This window comes from Micromonospora sp. WMMD998 (genome assembly GCF_029581235.1).
GTDB lineage: Bacteria > Actinomycetota > Actinomycetes > Mycobacteriales > Micromonosporaceae > Micromonospora.
This window is the reverse complement of record NZ_CP120740.1, coordinates 3,826,107-3,845,307: the sequence shown is the minus strand read 5'-3', so window position 1 is coordinate 3,845,307 and position 19,201 is coordinate 3,826,107. Positions and strand designations below refer to the sequence as shown.

Sequence of the window (19,201 nt, the reverse complement as noted above, 5' to 3'; positions counted from 1 at the left end):
CCTAACGAGCCGTCAGGCACGCGGGTGCCGCCCCACGGGTGATCAACGCGACAACGGCTCACATCGGCGGCCAGGGCATCGCCGGCCATTCCTCCGGGGGCAGGGGGAACCGGCCGGTGTCCCGCAGCCGCTCCACCCGCGCCGCCACCGCGGCGACCTCGCCGGTGGTGAGGTGGTCGGCCAGCTCCTCGCCGAGCGCGCCGCCGAGAAGGCCGGCCAGGCCGTCGAGCATCTCCACCGCGTCCGGCGGGAGCAGGCGCCCGGCCCAGCCCCACAGCACCGTACGCAGCTTCTCCTCCACGTGGAAGCTGACGCCGTGGTCCACCCCGTAGATGCGGTCGTCCGCGCCGACGAGCACGTGCCCGCCCTTGCGGTCGGCGTTGTTGATCACGGCGTCGAGGACGGCGAGCCGGGCCAGCCGGGGGTCGTCGGCGTGCGCCAGCGCGTAGGCCGCCCCGTCGTCGTCGCGCGCCGCGGCGATCGGGAACCAGCGCGGCGGCACCGACTCGGCCGGCACGAACCCCACGAGCGACTCGGCGTCGGCCGGCTCGTCGATCCAGAGCTGGCAGGAGCCGGGACCGAAGGGGCCGTCGCGCAGCACGGTCGGCGGCACCAGGTCCCACCCGGTGGCCCGGGACACGAGGTAGGCGGCCACCTCCCGGCCGGCGAGCGTGCCGTCCGGGAAGTCCCAGAGCGGGCGCTCGCCGCGCACCGGCTTGTAGACGCAGTGCGCGCTGACCTCGCCGAGGGCGATGACACCGCGCAGCGTGGTGTTGGAGGCGTCGACGAGCCGCCCCTCCAGGGTCAGCTCACCGTCGGCGAGCAGCCGCAGCGCCTCGGCGCCGTCCTGTCGGGGCTGCAACTCCGACGAGGTCACCGGTGATAGCCGTTGTGCCGGGGGCAGAGGTGGCCGGCCGGGTCGAGCGGCTGGCCGCAGAGCGGGCAGGGCGGCCGGCCGGCGTTGACCACCCGCTTGGCGCGCTCGATGAACTCGCGGGTCGCCTCGGGGGTCAGCCGCACCCGGAGCCGGTCGAGGTCCTCGTCCGGCTCGTCCGGCTCCTCGTCGATCTCGACCTCGACGTCGTCGTCCGCGTCGCCGACCTCGACCTCGACCTCCGCCTCGCCCACGGCGATCGCCTCGATCACCACGGTGGCGGTGTCCACGTCGAAGGCCAGGCCCAGCGTGCCGACCCGGAACTCCTCGTCGACCGGGGTGTCGAGCGGCTCGTTGTCGCCCAGCACCACCGGCGCGGCCTCCGGCAGCTTCACCCCGAACCGGCGTTGCGCCTCGGAGAGCAGCTCCTCCAGCTTCTCAGCGAGCAGCGACACCTGGACCTTCTCCAGCGCGACGCTGACCAGCCGGCCGCCGCCACGCGCCTGGAGGAAGAACGTGCGCTCCCCCGGCGGGCCGACCGTCCCGGCGACGAACCGCTCCGGCGGCTCGAAGGCGTGCACCTGGTGCGTCATACCCACGACCCTATCCGGCGCGCGGAAGCACCGCGCAGCCCACCGACGCCGAATCCGCCCAGAGCGAAACGCGGGTCGCCGGCCCGCCGCTCCGCCGCCGGCGGTCGCGGCGGCCGGCTCACCGGGCCGCCCCCGCGCCACCACCCACCGCGGCGTCCGACTCGGTGCGACGGGCCGTCCGCCGGCGCCGCTTGCCCGGCGGCGGGACCAGCGCCGACAGGTCCCCGCCGGTGTCGTTGAGCCGGACCAGGAACGGCCGCAGCGACGTGTAGCGGATCGCCGTCACCGACGCCGGGTCGGCCACGATCCGCTGAAAAAGATCCAGGTGTACGCCGAGCGCGTCCGCCACGATGGCCTTGATCACGTCACCGTGGCTGCACGCCAGCCAGAGCGCCTCGGGCCCGTGCTCGGCGGTGACCCGCGCGTCCCAGGCGCGTACCGCCGCGACCGCGCGCGCCGACATTCCGGCCATCGACTCCCCCTCCGGGAAGGCCGCGGCGCTGGGATGCTGCTGGACCACCGGCCAGAGCGGCTCCTTGGCCAGCTTCTTCAGCGCCTGCCCCTCCCAGGTGCCGTAGCCGCACTCGATCAACCCGTCCTCGACCACCGGCTCGGCTTCGGGCAGCGCCAGCTCCAGGGTCTGCCGGCAGCGGATCAGCGGGCTGGTCACCACCGCCGCGAGCGGCAGCCCGGCGAGCCGCCCGCCGACCGCGGTGGCCTGGGCCCGCCCGGTGTCGTCCAGCTCGACCGGTTGCCGGCCGGCGAGGCCGCCGTCGGCGTTCGCGGTGGTCCGGCCGTGTCGCAGAAGCAGAAGGGTCGCCACGCCCCCACCCTAGGCCGTGCCCACCCCACACCCCGTCCCACCACCGCAGGCACCGGACGGCACCCCGAAGAGTTCCCGCAACCCGGCCCCCTCCTGGGGCCGTGTCCCGCCAAGACCTCCGATGGTCCCGCCGATCGTGGACTTGTGGTGCCACGAAATGTCACTTTCGGCATGATATCGGAGGTGCCACAACTCCAAGATCGGCGAGCGGCGTCGGCCCACCCGCGCTCAGGGGCGGACGGGTGATCGTGAGGTTGTTGGCGGTGATGAATCGGACAACTCTCGGGGCCGGGCGTCGGGGCTGGGGTTTGGGGATTTTGTTCGGGTTTGGGGGGTTCGGGGGGTGGTCCCCGGGGAATGGGCCGGCGGGCGGGGGCGTTGTGTCGGGTGCACGGCTGAGCAGCGGAAATGGCCCGTCGGGTCGCCGGAATGACGGCGGGTCGCCGGTCGTTGCACATGGTTCCGCCGCCACGACGAGGCCCCCGCCCCGTGGCCGGTCGGAATCCCCCGATCCTCATGAGCGCCTGACGGTGCTCGCACACCCCCGTGTGTCGACCCCCGAACGGAGCCCCCATGAACACCATGCTGCGCAAGAGCATCCTCGGCATCGCCGGACTGACCGTCGCCGGTGGCCTGGCCGCCGGTCCGCTCCACCACCACGACACCAGCCCCACCGCCCGCGAGGTCGCCGTCACCGCGCAGGCCGACCCGGCCGCGCTCGTCCCGCACGGCGTGCAGGGCGCCCAGTCCCGCATCGACCTGACCGACGAGCAGACCGCCAACGTCAAGGCGATCATCGCCGCGACGAAGAAGGCCGGCCTGCCCGAGCGGGCCGCGGTCATCTCCATCGCCACCAGCCTCCAGGAGTCCAAGCTGGAGAACCTGGGTCACCTCGGCGACCGCAACGACCACGACTCGCTGGGTCTGTTCCAGCAGCGCCCGTCCAGCGGTTGGGGCACGCCGGAGCAGATCACCGACCCCGAGTACGCCACCCTGGCGTTCCTCAAGGGGTTGAAGCAGGTCGACGGCTGGCAGGACATGCCGCTGACCGCCGCCGCGCAGACCGTCCAGGTGAGCGCCTACCCGGACGCCTACGCCCAGTGGGAGCAGCAGGCCGCCGACCTCGTCGGCCAGCACTGGGAGAGCTGACACCACGACGGCCGGCACCCCGAGCGGGGTGCCGGCCGTCGGCGTGCCGGGCGAACGTCAGGTGGCGCTGATGGTGCCGGTGAGCAGCAGGCAGAGCACGAGCGTGCCGAGCGCCACCCGGTAGATCACGAACAGGTACAGCGTGTGGTGCGCGACGTAGCGCAGCAGCCAGGCGATCGCCGCGTACCCGATGGCGAAGGCGATCGCGGTGGCGACCACCATCTGCGCCACGCTCGGCGCGGCGGTGCCCGGCGCGGACGGCTCGAAGACGTCCGGCAGGCTGAACACGCCGGAGATCACCACGGCGGGGATCGCCAGCAGGAACGAGTAGCGGGCCGCGGTCTCCCGGGTGAGGTTGAGGAACAGGCCGACGGTGAGCGTGCCGCCCGAGCGGGAGACGCCCGGGACCAGCGCCATGGCCTGGCCCAGCCCCATCGCCACGCCGTCGCGCATCCGGAAGTTCTCCAACGTGCGGGTCTGCCGCCCCCAGTATTCCGCGAAGGCGAGCACCAGGGCGAAGAAGATCAACGTGAAGGAGATCAGGTAGAGGTTCCGGCCGGCGGTGCGGATCTGGTCCTTGAAGATCAGCCCCAGGATGCCGATCGGGATGGTGCCGACGATGACGTACCAGCCCATCCGGTAGTCGAGGCTGGAGCGCACCGAGCGGTCGACCAGACCGAGGCACCAGGTCCGGACGATCCGCCAGATGTCCTTGAAGAAGTAGATGAGCACGGCGGCCTCGGTGCCGAGCTGGGTCACCGCGGTGAACGACGCGCCCGCGTCCCGGCCGAAGAAGATGGCCGAGGTGATGCGCAGGTGCCCCGACGACGACACCGGCAGGAACTCCGTCAGCCCCTGGACGACGCCCAGGACGATGGCCTCGACCCAGGTCACTCGCCGACCCCGGACAGGTCGAGTGCCTCGGCGACGGTACGCAGCGTCTGCACGCCGCTGTCCCGGTCGGCCACGAACAGCGTCACCGACAGCGTGGTCACGCCGGCGGCGGCGTACTCCCGCATCCGCTCGGCGATGCGTTCCTTCGGGCCGAGCAGCGAGGTGCGGTCGATGAACTCCATCGGCACCGCCGCCGCCGCGTCCCGCTGCCGCTTGGCCAGGTAGAGGTCCTGCACCTCGCGGGCCGCGTCGCCGTAGCCCATCCGGGTGGCGAGCTGGTTGTAGAAGTTCTGCGTGCGGCTGCCCATCCCGCCGACGTAGAGCGCGGCATACCAGCGGACCAGCTCGGCGCAGGTGGCGACGTCGTCACCGACCACCACCGGCACCGACGGGACCACGTCGAAGCCGGCCAGCTCCCGGCCGGCGCGCGCCCGCCCGGCCCGGACCGAGGCGAGCTGCTCCTCGGCGAACTCCGGGGCGTAGAAGACGGCCAACCAGCCGTCGGCGATCTCGCCGGCCAGCTCCAGGTTCTTCGGGCCGACCGCGGCCAGGTAGATCGGGATGTGCTCGCGCGGCGGATGGAAGCCCAGCCGCAACGCCTTGCCCGGGCCGTCCGGCAGCGGCAGCGTGTAGTGCTCGCCGTCGTACGCGACCTCCTTGCGGGCGACCGCCAGCTTGACGATGTCGACGTACTCCCGGGTGCGGGCCAGCGGCTTGGCGAACCGGACGCCGTGCCAGCCCTCGGAGACCTGGGGGCCGGAGACGCCGAGGCCGAGCCGGAACCGGCCGCCGGAGAGGGCGTCGATGGTCGCGGCCGTCATCGCGGTCATCGCCGGCGTGCGGGCGGGGATCTGCATGACCGCGGCGCCGAGGTCGATCCGTTCCGTCTGCCCGGCCATCCAGGCCAGCATGCTCGGCGAGTCGGAGCCGTACGCCTCCGCGGCCCACACCACCGAGTAGCCGAGCCGGTCCGCCTCCTGGGCGAGTGCCAGGTGGTCCGCAGGCGTGCTCCACGCCGTCTGGTAGCCAAGGCTGAGCCCGAGTCGCAATGGTCCTCCCACCGTCCGCACCACAGGTCGCATCAGGTTACGCAATGCCGGTGACGCCACCGACCACCGGCTCGCCCGAACACGTCACACCGCTCTGCGGTCGCGCGGGAAGTTGACTGCGGCGAGGATATCCCGTGACACCAGGTTCGAAATAAGGTTCACGCATGCAACAGCGACCGCTCGGCCGAAGCGGGCTGGCGGTTTCGCGGCTCGCGCTCGGCACCATGACCTGGGGACGGGACACCGACGCCGACGACGCGGCCGCCCAGCTGAAGAGTTACCTCGACGCGGGCGGCAACCTCGTCGACACCGCCGACGTGTACGCCGACGGCGACGCCGAGTCGGTGATCGGCTCCCTGCTGGGCAGCCTGGTGGACCGCGACGAGCTGCTCATCGCCACCAAGGCGGGGTTGCGGCCGGGCAGTGGTCGCCGCCGGGACGGCTCGCGCGGGCACCTGCTGCGCACGCTCGACGCCTCGCTGCGCCGGCTCGGCACCGACCACGTCGACCTCTGGCAGGTGCACGGCTACGACCCGGACACGCCGCTGGAGGAGACGCTCTCGGCGTTGGACCACGCCGTGTCCAGCGGGAAGGCCCGGTACGCGGGCGTGTCGAACTTCTCCGGCTGGCAGACCGCCCGGGCCGCCGCCTGGCAGGCCGCCTGGCCGGGGCGGGCCCCGGTGGTCGCCGCCCAGGTGGAGTATTCGCTGCTGGAGCGCGGCATCGAGCGTGAGGTGCTGCCGGCCTGCGCCGGGATGGGGCTGGGCGTGCTGCCCTGGTCGCCGCTGGGGCGGGGGGTGCTGACCGGCAAGTACCGCAACGGCCGCCCGGCGGACTCGCGGGCGGTCTCGCCGCACTTCGAGCGTTTCGTGGCCACCTACCTGGAGCCCCGCTGCTCCAGCATCGTGGAGGCGGTGGCCATCGCCGCCGGCGGGCTCGGCGTGTCGCCGACGGAGGTGGCGCTGGCCTGGGTCCGCGACCGGCCCGGCGTCACCGCGCCGATCCTCGGCGCCCGCACCGTCGGGCAGCTCCTGGGCGCGCTCCAGGTGGAGCGGACGACCCTGCCGGACGAGATCGTCACCGCGCTCGACGACGTCTCCGCGGTGCCGGTCGGCTACCCCGAGCGCGACGGCTGACCCGGGAGCGACCCGGGTCACCGCCAGGGGGTGGCGGAGGGCCCGCGAGCTGGGCAGCATAGGGGGCATGGACTACGAATACGCGCCGCTGCGGTTGCCCTCGAATGTCGATCGGTTGACCGCCGCGGCGCAACTGGCGATCCAGGCGGAGTTCTCCGGGTGGGAGCTGGCCCGGGTGCGGCTCTACCGGGACGGCACGCGGCAGGTGATGCTGCGCCGCCGCGTGGTGAACAAGCCGCAACCGGGCCTGTCGTACTGACCCCGGCCCGGCCCGGGGCCGCGCCACACGGTGCGGCCCCGGGACGGTCACGGCCTAGTGGGCGTGGTCGTGCTCCTCGTCGAGGTCCAGGAACGGGTGCTCGTCGAGGCGGCCGACCAGCCGGTCGTCGACGGCCGGCTGGAACGGTCCGACCGCGTCGTCGTCGTCGAACGACTCCAGGTCGACCGGGGTGCCGACCTCGCTGACCATGACCACGCCGTCGAGCGGCTCCAGCTCGGGCACGTCGAGCGCGGACAGCGAGCCGTCGCCGCTCTGCAGCAGCTCCAGCACGGCCTCGCCGACCCCCTCCACCGGCGCCGGCTCGTCCTCCTCCGGGGTGCCCTCGCGGCGGGCCACCTCGGCGACCCGGAGCAGGGCCGCGACGCTCGGCACCCGGTAGTCGCGCCGCTGCCGCACCGAGATCACCCGCGGGTGCGGGTCGGTGGGCTCACCGCCCTCGACCGCGCCGAACCGCTCGTCGGCCTCGTCCGGGTCGATCGACTCCACGTCCCAGGGCGTCACCTCGCCGAACGCGTCGAGCAGCCGCTCGTCGTACGCGAAGGAGGCGTTGTTCAACGCGACGTACGCCTGCCAGACGGCGTCGTCATCGATCCGGCCCTGAGCGGCCCGGACGGCGGCCAGGTGGGCGCGGGCCGCGTCGATCACCTGGTCGAGGGCGGCGTCCAGCTCACCGTGCTGGTCGGTCATGTGAGGCAGTCCCTTCGCGATGGGGGAGGTCCGCGCGGGCGGCGCCGCGGCGGGCGCGGTCAGCAGTTGCGGAGGAAGCGGTCGAGAACCCGCACGCCGAACTGTAGTCCGTCCAGCGGGACCCGCTCGTCGATGCCGTGGAACAGGCCGGAGAAATTGAGATCGGCGGGAAGTCGCAGCGGCGCGAAGCCGAAGCAGCGGATGCCGAGTGCGGAGAACGCCTTGGCGTCGGTGCCGCCGGAGAGCATGTACGGCACCGGGTGCGCGCCCGGGTCCTCGGCGCGCAGCGCGGCGGACATCTGTGCCACCAGCTCACCGTCGAACGTGGTCTCCAGGGCCGGCTGGCGCTGGACGTACTCGATGGCGATGTCCGGTCCGACCAGCTCCCGCAGTTGCCGCTCCAGCTCCTCGCTCTGCCCGGGCAGGCTGCGGCAGTCGATGGTGGCGGCGGCCCGGCCGGGGATGACGTTGTCCTTGTAGCCGGCGGCCAGCCGGGTCGGGTTGGCGGTGTTGCGGATCGTGGCGCCGATGATGTTGGCGATCGGGCCGAGCTTGGCGATCGCGGTCTCCGGGTCGTCCGGGTCGATCTCGATGCCGAGCACGTCGCCGACCTCGGCCAGGAACGCGCGCACGGTGTCGGTCATCACCACCGGGAACCGGTGCCGGCCGATCCGGGCGACCGCCTCGGCGAGCGCGGTGACCGCGTTGTCGTCGTGCACCATCGAGCCGTGGCCGGGCCGCCCCCGGGCGTGCAGGCGCAACCAGTCGATGCCCTTCTCGGCGGTCTCGATCAGATAGAGCCGACGGGACTCGTCGACGGAGTAGGAGAAGCCGCCCACCTCGCCGATCGCCTCGGTGCAGCCGTCGAAGAGCCCCCGGTGGCGCTGGGCCAGGAAGTGCGCGCCGTAGTCGCTGCCGGCCTCCTCGTCGGCGGTGAAGGCGAGCACGATGTCGCGGCGGGGCCGGACGCCGGTGCGCTGCCAGTCGCGGACCACGGCCAGCACCATGGCGTCGAAGTCCTTCATGTCGATCGCGCCGCGGCCCCACAGGTAGCCGTCGCGGATCTCGCCGGAGAACGGGTGCACCGACCACTCGTCCGGGTCGGCGGGCACCACGTCGAGGTGACCGTGCACCAGCAGCGCGTCCCGGCCCGGCTCGTGACCCGGGATCCGGGCCACCAGGTTGGCCCGGCCCGGCGCCGACTCGTGGATCTCGGCGTCGACACCGACCTCGGCGAGCTTCTCCGCGACGTACTCCGCGGCGCGTCGCTCCCCCGCGCTCGTGTCGTTGTCCCCGGTGTTCGTGGTGTCGATGCGCAGCAGGTCCCGGCAGAGGCCCACGACCTCGTCGGCGGGCTGGGGCGGGGCGGAGGTCGTCATCGCTTCCTTATACCAGCCGGGCGGGTCGCGACGGCGGGCGCGGTGCGGACCGGTTTCGCGGGCCGCGTGGGCGGGTAACGCCGAACATCGATCCCGGCACCACGCCGGCCGCCACGAGGAGGGCACCGTGTCCGTCCCCCTGCCGCCGCTACCGCCCGCCGCCGACGACGCCTACCGGCCGGGTGGGCGGAGCATGGCCGACCTGGTGGACGCCGAGCACCGTACCCTGCTCGACCTGGCCGACCGGGTGACCGAGCCGGGGCTGGACCCGACCGGCCGCCGCCGGGTGCTCGACGTGCTCACCGCCGCCGTGTCCCGGCACCTCTCCGCCGAGGAGCAGTACCTGTTCCCCGCCGCCCGGGCCGCGGTGCCGGAGAGCGGCGAGCTGGTCGCCCGCGAGATCGAGGCGGACGCCGCGCTGCTGGCCGCGTTGAAGGGACTGTCCGGTCCGGACGACGCGGCGGTCGCCGACGTGGCCGAGCGGGTACGCCGGCACGTGGGCCGGGTCGCCGCGCTCGTCACGCCGTTGCGGGAGGTGGCCAGCGACGCGGAGCTGATCCGGCTGGGCAACCGGTGGGAGATCGCCGAGGAGGCGGCGCCCACCCGGCCGCATCCGGGCACTCCGGCCCGGCCGCCCTGGAACAAGATCGTCGAGCCGGCGGTGGGTGTGCTGGACAAGGTGCGCGACGTGGTCAGCGGGCGGCGTACCCGCCTGGCCGACCTGGAGCATCGCCGGGACGCCTGAGCCGATCCGCCTCTTCCCGGACACCCGTTCGTGGTCCTACCGTCACGGTATGAACCTGGAGCTGCGACACCTGCGGGTGGTGTGCGCGATCGCCGAGACCGGCAGCGTCACCAAGGCGGCTTCCCTGCTCGGCCTGGCCCAGCCGGCGCTGACCGCCCAGCTCCAGCGGATCGAACGGGTCCTCGGGGGGCCGCTGTTCGAGCGGGACCGCCGGGGCGCCCGGCCCACCGCGCTCGGCGAGCTGGTGTTGGACCGGGCCCGGGTGCTGCTGCCGGCGATGAAGGGCCTCCAGGACGAGGCGGCCCGGATGGCCGGCGCGGGCGACCCGCTGCGCCGCTACCGGTTCGGTGGGGTGAACAGCCCGATCCTGGGCCGGCTGGTGCACCGGCTCGCCGCGGAGCACCCGGACGCGCAGATCACCACGTACGCGTCCTGGTCGGTGGACGAGCTGGCGCAGATGGTGGCCGGTGGCCGGCTCGACTTCGCCCTCGCGGGCGTGTGCGGCGACGCCGCGCCGTCGCCGGTGTTCGGGCTGAGCTGGCGGGAGGTGGCCGTCGACCCGGTCCTCGTGCTGCTGCCGCAGACCCACCCGCTGGCCGGGCGGGACGAGATCGACCTGGTGGAGCTGCGGCGGGAGCAGTGGGTGGCCGCGCCGGGCGACGGGTGCTTCGGCGACTGCTTCGCCGCCACCTGCGCGCGCGCCGGCTTCACCCCCCGCAAGGTGTACGAGGCGGACGTGCGGGCCGCGCTGGACCTGGTGGACGCGGGCGCCGCGGTGGCGCTGTGCCAGGCCACGTTCCGCCCGGTGGCGGGGCTGGTCACCCGCCGGCTGGCCGGCGCGCCGCTGCGCTGGCGGCTGTTGTTCGGCTGGCACCCGGAGGCGCCGGCGGCGGCGGTCGCGGAGCCGGTGCTGCGGACGGCGGTGGCCGCGTACACCGACGCGCTGGCCCACCACCCGGACTATCTGTCCTGGCTGCCGGCCCACCCGGACTTCGGGGCGCAGGCCCACGGCGCGGGCGGGGTGCGAACCGGCTGAACGCGGGTATCACCGACGACATGACTGATCTGTATCCCGCCGCCGACGAGCGGGAGCTGCTGCGTCGGGCGGCCTCCGCGCACACCACCGCCGCCGCCGACGTGGAGGCGTTCCTACGCCGCCTGCCGGAGGTGCCGGACCCGGCGGACATCACCGAGTACGCCGACCTGCTCAGCCGCGAGGAGCGGGCCCGGGCGGACCGGCAGGCCGCGGCCGACGCCGCCGGCCTGCGACTGCCCAGCGTGGAGTCCGAGTAGCCCGGGCGGCGGCTCAGCGCTCGACCAGCACGTCGTGGCCGAGGTCGAGCAGCGCGTGCCGCCACTCGTCGTCGGCGGTGCCCCGGTCCGGCCGCTCGGCGGTGAGGTCCCGGATCCGGGTGATCGCGTCGCGCATCACCTCGATGTCCTCCGGCGTGAGGTCGACCTTGCGCTTGCGCAGCACGGCGAGGATCTGCCGGCCCGGCTCGGGCAGGTCCAGGTCCGGGTCCGGACCGAACGCCTCCTCCCCCGACCCGCGCGTGAGCAGCCACTGTCGCAACTGCTCGGAGGGCACGTTCACCTCGGCGTGGAAGTCGTCCCAGATCACCTCGACCTCGGGGTCGAGTCGCGCCTCGCGTGCCATCACGCCTCCTCCTCCGGTGGCGGCCCGGACGGTTCCGGTTCGCCCTCGCTCGTCGGTGTCCTCGGGGTCAGGCCCTCCGGCGGCACCCGCACCCGGGACGGGTTGGCCGTCGGCGCGACCTCGATCGGTTCGCCGGCTGCGGCGTCCTCCCGGGTCTCCTCGGGTTCGGTCATGTCCGCCCTCCGATCCTCACGTGCCGGGCCGGCCCCCGGTGGCGGGTCACCGGGGGTGGGACGTGGTGGCGGCCGAGTAGCCGCGTTCGCCGGCGGACACGTCGAAGACGAGTTGGTCGTCGCGGGCGTCGACGGTGACCTTCTGCCCCGGTGAGATCTCGTTCTCCAGCAGCATCCGGGACAGCCGGTTGTCGAGCTCGCGCTGGATCACCCGGCGCAGCGGCCGGGCGCCGAACTCCGGCTGGTAGCCGTGCTCGGCGAGCCAGTCCACCCCGGCGGTGCTGATCTCGACCTGGATGTCCTGGGCGTGCAGCCGGCGGCGGGTCTCCTCCAGCAGCAGGCCGGTGATCTGGCGTAGCTGCTCGGCCTCCAGCCGCTGGAAGATGATGACCTCGTCGATCCGGTTGAGGAACTCCGGTCGGAAGTTCTCCTGCAGCCGGCGCATCAGCCGCTCCCGCAGCTCGGTGGCCTCCTGTTGGCCCGGCTCGCCGGTGGCGAAGCCGACCGTGCGCTGGGTGCCGGTGATCAGCTCCGAGCCGAGGTTGCTGGTCATGATCAGTACGGTGTTCCGGAAGTTCACCGTCCGGCCCTGGCTGTCGGTGAGCCGGCCGTCGTCGAGCACCTGGAGCAGGACGTTGAACACGTCGGGGTGCGCCTTCTCGATCTCGTCCAGCAGCACCACCGCGTACGGGCGGCGGCGGACCGCCTCGGTGAGCTGGCCGGCCTCCTCGTAGCCGACGTAGCCGGGCGGGGCGCCGACCAGCCGGCTGACGGTGTGCCGCTCCTGGAACTCGCTCATGTCCACCCGGACCATCCGGTCGGCCTCGCCGAAGAGCGCCTCGGCGAGCGCGCGGGCCAGCTCGGTCTTGCCGACGCCGGTGGGGCCGAGGAACAGGAAGCTGCCCATCGGCCGGTTCGGGTCGGCCAGCCCGGTGCGGGAGCGGCGCACCGCCTCGGCGACGGCGCCGACCGCGTCGTCCTGCCCGATCACCCGTTCGTGCAGGTGTCCCTCCAGGCGCAGCAGCCGGTCGCGTTCCTCCTCGGTGAGCTGGTTGACCGGGATGCCGGTGGCGCGGGACACCACCTCGGCGATCTCCTTCGGCCCGACCGCGGGCACCTGGCTGGACCCCTCGTCGCCACGGGCGCGGCGGATCTGGTCCTCCAGCTCGGCCAGCCGGTCGCGCAGCGCGGAGGCCCGTTCGTACTGCTCGTCGGAGACCGCCTGCTCCTTGTCCCGGCGCACCTCGTCGAGTTGCCGCTCCAGGTCGCGCACGTCGGAGTCGGGGGTACGGGTGCGCAGCCGCACCCGGGCGCCGGCCTGGTCGATCAGGTCGATCGCCTTGTCCGGCAGGAACCGGTCGGTGACGTACCGGTCGGCGAGTTCGACGGCGGCGACGAGCGCCTCGTCGGTGAACCGGACCTGGTGGTGCGCCTCGTAGCGGTCGCGCAGGCCGCGCAGGATGGCGACGGTGTCCTCGACGCTCGGCTCGGGCACCAGCACCGGCTGGAACCGGCGGGCCAGGGCGGCGTCCTTCTCGATGCTGCGCCGGTACTCGTCGAGCGTGGTCGCGCCGATCACCCGCAGCTCGCCGCGGGCGAGCGCCGGCTTGAGCATGTTCGACGCGTCCATCCCGCCCTCGCTGCCGGCGCCACCGGCGCCGACCAGGGTGTGGATCTCGTCCAGGAAGATGATCAGCTCGTCGCGGTGGGCCCGGATCTCGTCGATCACCTTCTTCAGGCGTTCCTCGAAGTCGCCCCGGTAGCGGGTGCCGGCGACCAGGCCGGACAGGTCGAGCTGGATGACCCGCTTGCCGATCAGCGTCTGCGGCACGTCGCCGTCGCAGATCCGCTCCGCCAGCCCCTCCACGATGGCGGTCTTGCCGACGCCGGCCTCCCCGATCAGCACCGGGTTGTTCTTGGTCCGCCGGGACAGGATCTCGACCGCCTGCTCGATCTCGTCGGCGCGCCCGATCACCGGGTCGATCTGGTCCATCCGGGCCAGCTCGGTCAGGTCCTGTCCGTACTGGTCCAGGGTGGGGGTGCCGTGGTCCGGACGCGGGCCGTTCGCGGCGCCGCGCTCGGCGCTGGCCGCCTGCAACGACTCCGGCTGGATCCGGCCGGCGGCGAGCATCCGGCCGGCGGGCGACTCGGGGTTCAGCGGCAACGCCATCAGGATGTGCTCGGGACCGATGTAGTTGGCGCCCATGGCCCGGGAGAGCTGGTGGGCGTCGAGCAGCGCCCGCTTGGCGGCCGGGGTGAGCGACAGGTTCGGCGGCACCTCCCCGCCGGGAGCGCCCTCGGCCCGCCCGCCGAGCGCGTTCACGAGCGCGTCCGGGTCGGCGCCGGCACGGCGGACCAGGTCCCGCAGCGGCGCGCGCTGCAACGCCGCCCAGAGCAGGTGGTCGGTGTCCAGGTCGGTGCTGTGTTTCTGGGCGGCCCGCCGGGCGGCGTCCGCGAGCATCTCCCGGGCGTCGGCGGTCATCAGGCGGGTGATGTCGACCCGGTGGGCCGGCCGGCGGCCCCCCTCGCCCCGGCCGAAGTAGCGGGCCAGGAACTCGTCCCACGGGTCGTTGCCGAAGTCACCGGGTCCCATCATTTTTCGTCCTCCGCAGTCGGTCGGCACGACCGGGACGCGACACGACACGGCACGGTCGGCGGTGGCTACCCGGCGGGGTGCGCGACAAACGCGACCGGGTGGCAGGCTGGGGGCATGGAGAGCAGGCCGCTGCTTGTCGTCGACGGCGCGAACGTGGTGGGTTCCCGGCCGGACGGCTGGTGGCGCGACCGGGCCGGCGCGGCGGTCCGGCTGCGCGACGCCCTGGCGCCGCTCGCCGACGCCGGGGTGCCGCCGGAGCTGCCACCACCGGTGCAGGTGGTGCTGGTGGTGGAGGGCGCGGCCCGCCGGGTGGCGCCGTCACCCGGGGTCGACGTGGTGTCCGCCTCCGGGTCCGGCGACGACACCGTGGTCGAGCTGGTCGCCGCCGCGCCGGACCGGCGCCGGGTGGTGGTGACCGCCGACCGGGAGTTGCGTGCCCGGGTCACCGCGCTCGGCGCGGAGGTACGCGGCCCGCGGTGGCTGGGCCGCTGAGCCAGGGGTCCCGTCGGTGGGACCGACCCGCCCGCCGGTAGGACCGGCGGAGGCCGGGCGGCGCGGCCTTCGCGCACGTCAGTGCCCTAATCGGACACCCGGGCAGGAACGACGCGAGGGCGGATGTACGCCCATCCGGTGGGATGGGTTGTAATGGAGATCTCCCCTGCCCCCTGGAGGTCCACGTGGCGAGCGTCGCCGAGCTGAAGGCCGCCATCGATGTCGCACTCCAGCAGATCGGTGACGGGCAGACAGCGGTCCAGGCTGCCGGCGAGAAGCTGGCCGAGGCGCAGCAGACCCTGGCCGGCGCGCTGGAGGGCAGCGGCCACGAGACCGTCGAGGCGGCCCAGTCCTCGCTGACCCAGGCCAGCCAGGGGTTGGAGGACTGCCTCGCGGCGACGCTCGTGGCGGTCGAGCAGGCCCAGCTCTACGTGTCGACGCTCTGAGGGCCGGCCGTGTCCATCGTCGAGGACATCGGCGCGCAGGTCCGCGCCGCCGCCGACGAGCTGCCGCTGGCGCAGCTCGCCGCCGCGCTGGAGAAGCTCGGCCAGGCGCAGGAGCGGCTGCGCTGGGTCCGCCAGGAGTCGGCCGACCCGATGGGTGTGCCGGAGCTGTCCGCCGCGATCGAGCACGCCGAGACCACCGGCTACGCGCTGCGCGTGGCGCAGGAGCAGCTCACCGCGTACCTGGCCGCGATCGGGCTGTCCCCGGACGGCGCGCCGGCCCCGCCACCGGGCGAGCGCCGGCCCCGGCACGACACGCCGCGCGGCGACGGGCCACCCGCGCCGGGTCCGGACGCCGAGCCGGACGAGCAACCCGCGGTGAAACGGTGGTGGGCGGTCCGGGTGGCCGAGCTGACCGGCGGGCGGGAGGGCGCCCCCGACGAGCCGGACGAGCGGATCGAGGACTCCCGCGAGCTGCTGCGCCGGGTGGTCGTCGGAATCCGCTCCGGCGACCGGGACCGGCTGCACCGCGAGCTGCGCCGGGCCCACGCCGACGTCGGGCTCGGGCTGGCCGCGATCGCCCCGCCGATGCTGCGCGACCTGGCCGGGGAACTGCTCGGCCACCCGCCCCGCGCGGACGACCTGGCCCGGCTGCGCCGCGAGCTGGACGGGCGGGTCCGCGACCTGCTGCCCGGCCTGCCACCGCCGGTGCTGGACACGCTGCTCACCCGGGTCTGCCGGATGCCACCGCCGCGCCGCGACGACGGGCAGGAGCAGCCACACGCCGCCGACCCGGCGGTCACCGCCGGGGTGGTGACCGGTGTGCTCCTGCAGCGACTCGGCCGGGACCTGCCCAACGACACCGAGGAACGGGAGCCGTCGCGTGGCTGACGTCCGCGCCCAACTGGTGACGCGGGTCCGGGGGATGCTCTCCGACGCCCTGGGCGCCACCCGCACCCGGCTCGCCGCCGCCGACGCCGAGCTGGCCGCCGGCCGGGAGCGGCTGGACCGTACCCGACGTGCCGCGGCCGCCGTACCGGCGCGGGTCGGCGCGGCGCGCGACCGGCGGCTCGCCGAGATCGACGCCCGGCACACCGCCCGGCTGGCCGAGCTGGCCGGCCACGCCGCCGCCGCCGCGCGGCGGGAGGCGCCGGGCGCGGCGTCCACGCCGTGGGACCACTGGCAGGCCGCGCCCGCCGGTCGGGGCGAGCCACCGGGCGCGGTCCGGATCGGCACGGTACGCATCCCCGGCGCCGCGCCGGTGCCCGCGCTGGTGCCGCTGCTCGACGCCGGGCACGCACACCTGGCCGGGGGCGACCGGGACGGCCTCGCCGCGGTGGTGCCGGCGCTGCTGCTGCGTTCCGTCGGCCGGGCCGACCCGGGCGGGGTCCACCTGTTCGGATACGACCCGGAGCACCTGGGCGGCGGGCTGGCCGGGTTCGCGCCGCTCGGCACCGCCGGCCTGCTCACGTTCGTCGGCCCGGGTGGTCTCGGCCGGCTCCTCGACGACCTGGTGGAGCAGATCCGCCGGATCAACGCCACGGTGCTGGCCGGCGAGTACGGCTCGCTGCGGGAGCTGGCCGCCGCCACCGGCCGCCGTCCGGAGCCGTGGCGGGTGGCGGTGCTGCTCGGCGGCGACGAGCTGTCCCGGCACGAGCGCGGCCAGCTCGACCGGGTGGTGCGCACCGGCGCGGCCTGCGGGGTGCACCTGGTGGTCCGCGGCATCGACCTGCCCGACGACCGGACCGTCACCCGGATCGTGGTCGAGGAGGACGACGCCCGGATCGCCGGGCTGCCGGTGGCGCTCGACGACCCGCCGCCGCCCGCCCTGGTCACCGAGACCTGCCGCACGCTCGCCTCCCGGGTCAACGCCGGACCGCCGCCGACGCCCTTCACCGACCTGCTGCCCGCGCCGGACGAATACTGGCGGGACGACTCGGCACACGGGCTCAGCGCCCCGATCGGCGAGGGCCCGCACGGACGCCCGGTGCTGCTCACCCTCGGCGACTACCCGCCGCACGCGCTGATCGGCGGTCCGTCCGGCACCGGCAAGACCAACCTGATCTTCGCCTGGATCGGCGCGCTCGCCGCCCGCTACTCCCCCGCCGAGCTGGAGTTCTATCTGCTCGACTTCAAGGAGGGGGTGTCCTTCGCCCGGTTCGCGAAGGGCCGGCGCGACCCGAGCTGGCTGCCGCACATGCGGCTGGTCGGGATCAACGTCAACACCGACCGGGAGTTCGGCCTGGCCCTGCTCCGGTTCCTCGCCGAGGAGCTGCGCCGGCGGGCCGACGCGGCGAAGAAGCACGAGGTCACCAAGCTGGCCGAGCTGCGCGCGGTGGACCCGACCGGACACTGGCCCCGGATCGTCGCGGTGGTCGACGAGTTCCAGGCGCTGCTCGCCGGCCGGGACGTGGTCGCCCGGGAGGCCGCCGACCTGCTGGAGGACCTGGCCCGGCGGGGCCGGTCGCAGGGCATCCACCTGGTGCTCGCCTCCCAGGACGTACGGGGCATCGAGGCGCTGTGGGGCCGGCCCGCCCTGGTCGCCCAGTTCACCCTGCGCATCGCGCTGCCCAAGGCGCTGCGCATCCTGGCCGAACGCAACGACGCCGCGCAGTCGCTGCCCCGCCACCACGCGGTGGTCAACGCCGAGTCGGGCCTGACCGAGGGCAACGAGATCGCCCGGATCCCGTCCGCGAGCGACTGGGAGACCTGGAGCGAGTTGCAGCACCGGTTGTGGCGGATGCGCCCGCAGGACGCCGCGCCGGCCCGGCTCTTCGACGGCGACGCGATCCCCCGGCTGACCGACGCGCCGGACTTCCGCGCCCTGACCGCCCCCGACCAGGGCGTGCCGCGCAACCCGGTGGCGGTGCTCGGGGAGATCATCGACGTGCAGTCCCGCTCGGCGGCGCTGCGGCTGCCCCGTGCCCCGGGCCGGAACCTGGCCGTGCTGGGCACCCGGGTGGACGAGGCGTGCGCGGTGCTCGACGCCGCCGCCCGCTCGCTGGCCCGGCAGTACCGCCCCGGCGCCGCCCGCTTCTCCATCGCCTGCCTCGACCCGGACGCCGACCCGGCCGCCCGGGCGCTCTACGAGGATCTGCCCGGCGACGCCTCCTGGTACGACGAGGAGACGGTGCCCGAGCTGATGGCCGAGGTGGGTGACGGGCTGGCCGCGCCGGGCACTCCGCGTACCCCGCACTTCCTGCTGCTGTACGCGGTGGACGCGGCGGCCGGGTCGCTGGCCGGCAAGGCCGGCAGCCGGACCGGGCTGGCGCAGTTGCGCCGGATCCTGCACGACGGGCCGGAACGCCGCACCCACGTGCTGGCGTGGTGGCGCGGAGTGGCCCGGATGCGGGCCGACCTGGGCGGCGCCGGCGCCCGCACGGACCAGATCGGCGCCTGGGTGGCGCTCGACGTGCAGGGCGGTGAGCTGGGCTCGTCGCTCTACCCGGGCAGCGGCGGGCCGGACTGGTATCCCCGGCCGTGGCGCGGTCTCTTCTTCGACCGCGCGGTGCACCGCACCGGGCAGGTGATCATCCCTTATGGTCCTTCGCGATGAACGAACCGGTCTCCAGTGAGACGTACAGCGCCCAGATCCGCCGGCTCGCCGAACTGACCGCCCGGGTGTCCGCCCAGCGGTCCGAGGCGCACACCTGGTACGCCCAGCAGGTGTCCGCCGCCGACCGCGCGGTGGCCGAGGCGGCCGAGGCGGTCCGGCGGGCCGAGGCGGAGGTGACCGAGGCCCAGCGGATGGTGGACCGGGTGGACGGCGAGGTCACCCACCTGTGGGCGCAGCTACGCGGCCGGCTCGGCATGAGCGTGCGGCGGTTGGGTGATCCGCCCGGCCCGGCCCGGGACGTCGCCGGTGACCCGGTGCCGCTGCTGCGCGGCGTACGGGAGCTGCTGGAGCGCACCGGAACGCCGGGTGAGCTGCCCGGTTCGGTGAACCCGCTGCTGATCGCGTGCGGGGTGGGTGGCGCGCTCGTGGCGTACCTGCTGGGGATCGGCGTGCGGGCGCTCGGCGCCGGCTCGGGGGGTGACCTGGCGGTGGGCCTGCCCGTGCTGGCGCTGGTGCTCACGCTGCTCGGTCCGCTGGTCGGGCTGGCGCCGGCCCGGCTGCTGGCGGACCGCCGGCACGCGGTGCTGACGCCGCGCCCGATGATCCTGGTCGCCGCCAGCGGCCTGGCCACCACGCTGCTGCTCCTGGCGGTCACCTACACCCGCTGACCTCCGC

The 19,201-nt window shown here is 74.5% G+C and carries 21 protein-coding genes; 11 read left to right on the top strand and 10 right to left on the bottom strand.

Going from position 1 to position 19,201, the window contains the following annotated elements; translation table 11 throughout:
• Nucleotides 1–58 precede the first annotated feature (58 nt).
• The 3 genes from O7619_RS17515 to O7619_RS17505 form a co-directional block, all read right to left on the bottom strand.
• Entirely contained in the window at nt 59–877 is an 819-nt protein-coding gene (locus O7619_RS17515; RefSeq protein ID WP_282282022.1) for an SCO1664 family protein, read from the bottom strand.
• Entirely contained in the window at nt 874–1,467 is a 594-nt protein-coding gene (locus O7619_RS17510; RefSeq protein ID WP_282282021.1) for a DUF3090 domain-containing protein, read from the bottom strand. The genes O7619_RS17515 and O7619_RS17510 overlap by 4 nt, the downstream gene beginning before the upstream one ends.
• A gap of 118 nt (nt 1,468–1,585) precedes the next feature.
• A complete protein-coding gene (locus O7619_RS17505; RefSeq protein WP_282282020.1) occupies nt 1,586–2,290 on the bottom strand; it encodes a histidine phosphatase family protein in 705 nt (234 codons plus the stop codon).
• Nucleotides 2,291–2,863: 573 nt separating this feature from the next.
• On the opposite strand from O7619_RS17505, the gene O7619_RS17500 reads away from it, so the two are divergent.
• Nucleotides 2,864–3,439 (top strand): hypothetical protein, encoded by a 576-nt coding sequence (locus O7619_RS17500; protein ID WP_282282019.1) that lies wholly within the window; start codon nt 2,864–2,866, stop codon nt 3,437–3,439.
• 57 nt (nt 3,440–3,496) lie between these two features.
• Here O7619_RS17500 and O7619_RS17495 read toward each other — a convergent pair whose 3' ends face one another.
• Nucleotides 3,497–4,333, bottom strand: a complete 837-nt coding sequence (locus O7619_RS17495; RefSeq protein ID WP_282282018.1) for an undecaprenyl-diphosphate phosphatase — start codon at nt 4,331–4,333, stop codon at nt 3,497–3,499.
• Complete coding sequence (locus tag O7619_RS17490; protein ID WP_282288857.1) at nt 4,330–5,382, bottom strand: LLM class F420-dependent oxidoreductase; 1,053 nt, start codon at nt 5,380–5,382, stop codon at nt 4,330–4,332. The genes O7619_RS17495 and O7619_RS17490 overlap by 4 nt, the downstream gene beginning before the upstream one ends.
• 164 nt (nt 5,383–5,546) lie before the next feature.
• Between O7619_RS17490 and O7619_RS17485 the strand changes: the two genes are divergently transcribed.
• Together O7619_RS17485 and O7619_RS17480 are read left to right on the top strand one after the other, a co-directional pair.
• The gene (locus O7619_RS17485; protein ID WP_282282017.1) at nt 5,547–6,518 is read left to right on the top strand and encodes an aldo/keto reductase; all 972 of its coding nucleotides are present in this window, start codon (nt 5,547–5,549) and stop codon (nt 6,516–6,518) included.
• 67 nt (nt 6,519–6,585) lie between these two features.
• A complete protein-coding gene (locus tag O7619_RS17480) occupies nt 6,586–6,777 on the top strand; it encodes a DUF5703 family protein (RefSeq protein WP_107155556.1) in 192 nt (63 codons plus the stop codon).
• A 54-nt stretch (nt 6,778–6,831) separates the two neighbouring features.
• Here the strand turns inward: O7619_RS17480 and O7619_RS17475 are convergent, their stop codons facing one another.
• Both O7619_RS17475 and O7619_RS17470 read right to left on the bottom strand, forming a co-directional pair.
• Nucleotides 6,832–7,485, bottom strand: a complete 654-nt coding sequence (locus O7619_RS17475; RefSeq protein WP_282282016.1) for a hypothetical protein — start codon at nt 7,483–7,485, stop codon at nt 6,832–6,834.
• A gap of 59 nt (nt 7,486–7,544) precedes the next feature.
• Nucleotides 7,545–8,864, bottom strand: coding sequence for a M20/M25/M40 family metallo-hydrolase (locus O7619_RS17470; RefSeq protein ID WP_282282015.1), 1,320 nt, complete (start codon nt 8,862–8,864; stop codon nt 7,545–7,547).
• 127 nt (nt 8,865–8,991) lie between these two features.
• Here O7619_RS17470 and O7619_RS17465 point away from each other — a divergent pair, with 127 nt between their 5' ends.
• Genes O7619_RS17465 through O7619_RS17455 form a run of 3 tightly spaced genes read left to right on the top strand, consistent with a single transcriptional unit; the run spans nt 8,992 to nt 10,902 of the window.
• Nucleotides 8,992–9,609: a hemerythrin domain-containing protein gene (locus tag O7619_RS17465; RefSeq protein ID WP_282282014.1), complete on the top strand. Its 618-nt coding sequence runs from the start codon at nt 8,992–8,994 to the stop codon at nt 9,607–9,609.
• Nucleotides 9,610–9,658: 49 nt separating this feature from the next.
• The gene (locus O7619_RS17460) at nt 9,659–10,645 is read left to right on the top strand and encodes a LysR family transcriptional regulator (protein ID WP_282282013.1); all 987 of its coding nucleotides are present in this window, start codon (nt 9,659–9,661) and stop codon (nt 10,643–10,645) included.
• A gap of 20 nt (nt 10,646–10,665) precedes the next feature.
• Complete coding sequence (locus O7619_RS17455; protein WP_282282012.1) at nt 10,666–10,902, top strand: hypothetical protein; 237 nt, start codon at nt 10,666–10,668, stop codon at nt 10,900–10,902.
• A gap of 13 nt (nt 10,903–10,915) precedes the next feature.
• Here the strand turns inward: O7619_RS17455 and O7619_RS17450 are convergent, their stop codons facing one another.
• Genes O7619_RS17450 through O7619_RS17440 form a run of 3 tightly spaced genes read right to left on the bottom strand, consistent with a single transcriptional unit; the run spans nt 10,916 to nt 14,035 of the window.
• Nucleotides 10,916–11,266, bottom strand: coding sequence for a DUF3140 domain-containing protein (locus O7619_RS17450; RefSeq protein WP_282282011.1), 351 nt, complete (start codon nt 11,264–11,266; stop codon nt 10,916–10,918).
• A complete protein-coding gene (locus tag O7619_RS17445) occupies nt 11,266–11,439 on the bottom strand; it encodes a hypothetical protein (protein ID WP_282282010.1) in 174 nt (57 codons plus the stop codon). The genes O7619_RS17450 and O7619_RS17445 overlap by 1 nt, the downstream gene beginning before the upstream one ends.
• 46 nt (nt 11,440–11,485) lie before the next feature.
• Nucleotides 11,486–14,035, bottom strand: a complete 2,550-nt coding sequence (locus O7619_RS17440; protein ID WP_282282009.1) for an ATP-dependent Clp protease ATP-binding subunit — start codon at nt 14,033–14,035, stop codon at nt 11,486–11,488.
• Between the two features lie 114 nt (nt 14,036–14,149).
• Between O7619_RS17440 and O7619_RS17435 the strand changes: the two genes are divergently transcribed.
• The 5 genes from O7619_RS17435 to O7619_RS17415 all read left to right on the top strand — a co-directional run bounded on the left by O7619_RS17435 (nt 14,150) and on the right by O7619_RS17415 (nt 19,194).
• Nucleotides 14,150–14,527, top strand: a complete 378-nt coding sequence (locus O7619_RS17435) for a hypothetical protein (protein WP_281589847.1) — start codon at nt 14,150–14,152, stop codon at nt 14,525–14,527.
• A gap of 185 nt (nt 14,528–14,712) precedes the next feature.
• Nucleotides 14,713–14,973 carry a hypothetical protein gene (locus tag O7619_RS17430; RefSeq protein ID WP_281589849.1) on the top strand — a complete coding sequence of 87 codons (261 nt, stop codon included), beginning with the start codon at nt 14,713–14,715 and terminating at the stop codon, nt 14,971–14,973.
• A gap of 9 nt (nt 14,974–14,982) precedes the next feature.
• Nucleotides 14,983–15,861, top strand: a complete 879-nt coding sequence (locus O7619_RS17425) for a hypothetical protein (RefSeq protein WP_282282008.1) — start codon at nt 14,983–14,985, stop codon at nt 15,859–15,861.
• The gene (locus O7619_RS17420) at nt 15,854–18,526 is read left to right on the top strand and encodes an FtsK/SpoIIIE domain-containing protein (RefSeq protein WP_282282007.1); all 2,673 of its coding nucleotides are present in this window, start codon (nt 15,854–15,856) and stop codon (nt 18,524–18,526) included. Before O7619_RS17425 ends, O7619_RS17420 begins: the two co-directional genes overlap by 8 nt.
• On the top strand, nt 18,523–19,194 hold the full coding sequence (locus tag O7619_RS17415) for a hypothetical protein (RefSeq protein WP_282282006.1): 672 nt from the start codon (nt 18,523–18,525) through the stop codon (nt 19,192–19,194). Before O7619_RS17420 ends, O7619_RS17415 begins: the two co-directional genes overlap by 4 nt.
• Nucleotides 19,195–19,201 lie beyond the last annotated feature (7 nt).

What these genes read in the sequence shown, in the direction of transcription:
- O7619_RS17510 (WP_282282021.1), bottom strand. Translation starts at nt 1,467, where the DNA reads ATGACGCACCAGGTGCACGCCTTCGAGCCGCCGGAGCGGTTCGTCGCC.
- O7619_RS17500 (WP_282282019.1), top strand. Translation starts at nt 2,864, where the DNA reads ATGAACACCATGCTGCGCAAGAGCATCCTCGGCATCGCCGGACTGACC.
- O7619_RS17485 (WP_282282017.1), top strand. Translation starts at nt 5,547, where the DNA reads ATGCAACAGCGACCGCTCGGCCGAAGCGGGCTGGCGGTTTCGCGGCTC.
- O7619_RS17480 (WP_107155556.1), top strand. Translation starts at nt 6,586, where the DNA reads ATGGACTACGAATACGCGCCGCTGCGGTTGCCCTCGAATGTCGATCGG.
- O7619_RS17475 (WP_282282016.1), bottom strand. Translation starts at nt 7,485, where the DNA reads ATGACCGACCAGCACGGTGAGCTGGACGCCGCCCTCGACCAGGTGATC.
- O7619_RS17470 (WP_282282015.1), bottom strand. Translation starts at nt 8,864, where the DNA reads ATGACGACCTCCGCCCCGCCCCAGCCCGCCGACGAGGTCGTGGGCCTC.
- O7619_RS17460 (WP_282282013.1), top strand. Translation starts at nt 9,659, where the DNA reads ATGAACCTGGAGCTGCGACACCTGCGGGTGGTGTGCGCGATCGCCGAG.
- O7619_RS17455 (WP_282282012.1), top strand. Translation starts at nt 10,666, where the DNA reads ATGACTGATCTGTATCCCGCCGCCGACGAGCGGGAGCTGCTGCGTCGG.
- O7619_RS17450 (WP_282282011.1), bottom strand. Translation starts at nt 11,266, where the DNA reads ATGGCACGCGAGGCGCGACTCGACCCCGAGGTCGAGGTGATCTGGGAC.
- O7619_RS17445 (WP_282282010.1), bottom strand. Translation starts at nt 11,439, where the DNA reads ATGACCGAACCCGAGGAGACCCGGGAGGACGCCGCAGCCGGCGAACCG.
- O7619_RS17440 (WP_282282009.1), bottom strand. Translation starts at nt 14,035, where the DNA reads ATGATGGGACCCGGTGACTTCGGCAACGACCCGTGGGACGAGTTCCTG.
- O7619_RS17435 (WP_281589847.1), top strand. Translation starts at nt 14,150, where the DNA reads ATGGAGAGCAGGCCGCTGCTTGTCGTCGACGGCGCGAACGTGGTGGGT.
- O7619_RS17415 (WP_282282006.1), top strand. Translation starts at nt 18,523, where the DNA reads ATGAACGAACCGGTCTCCAGTGAGACGTACAGCGCCCAGATCCGCCGG.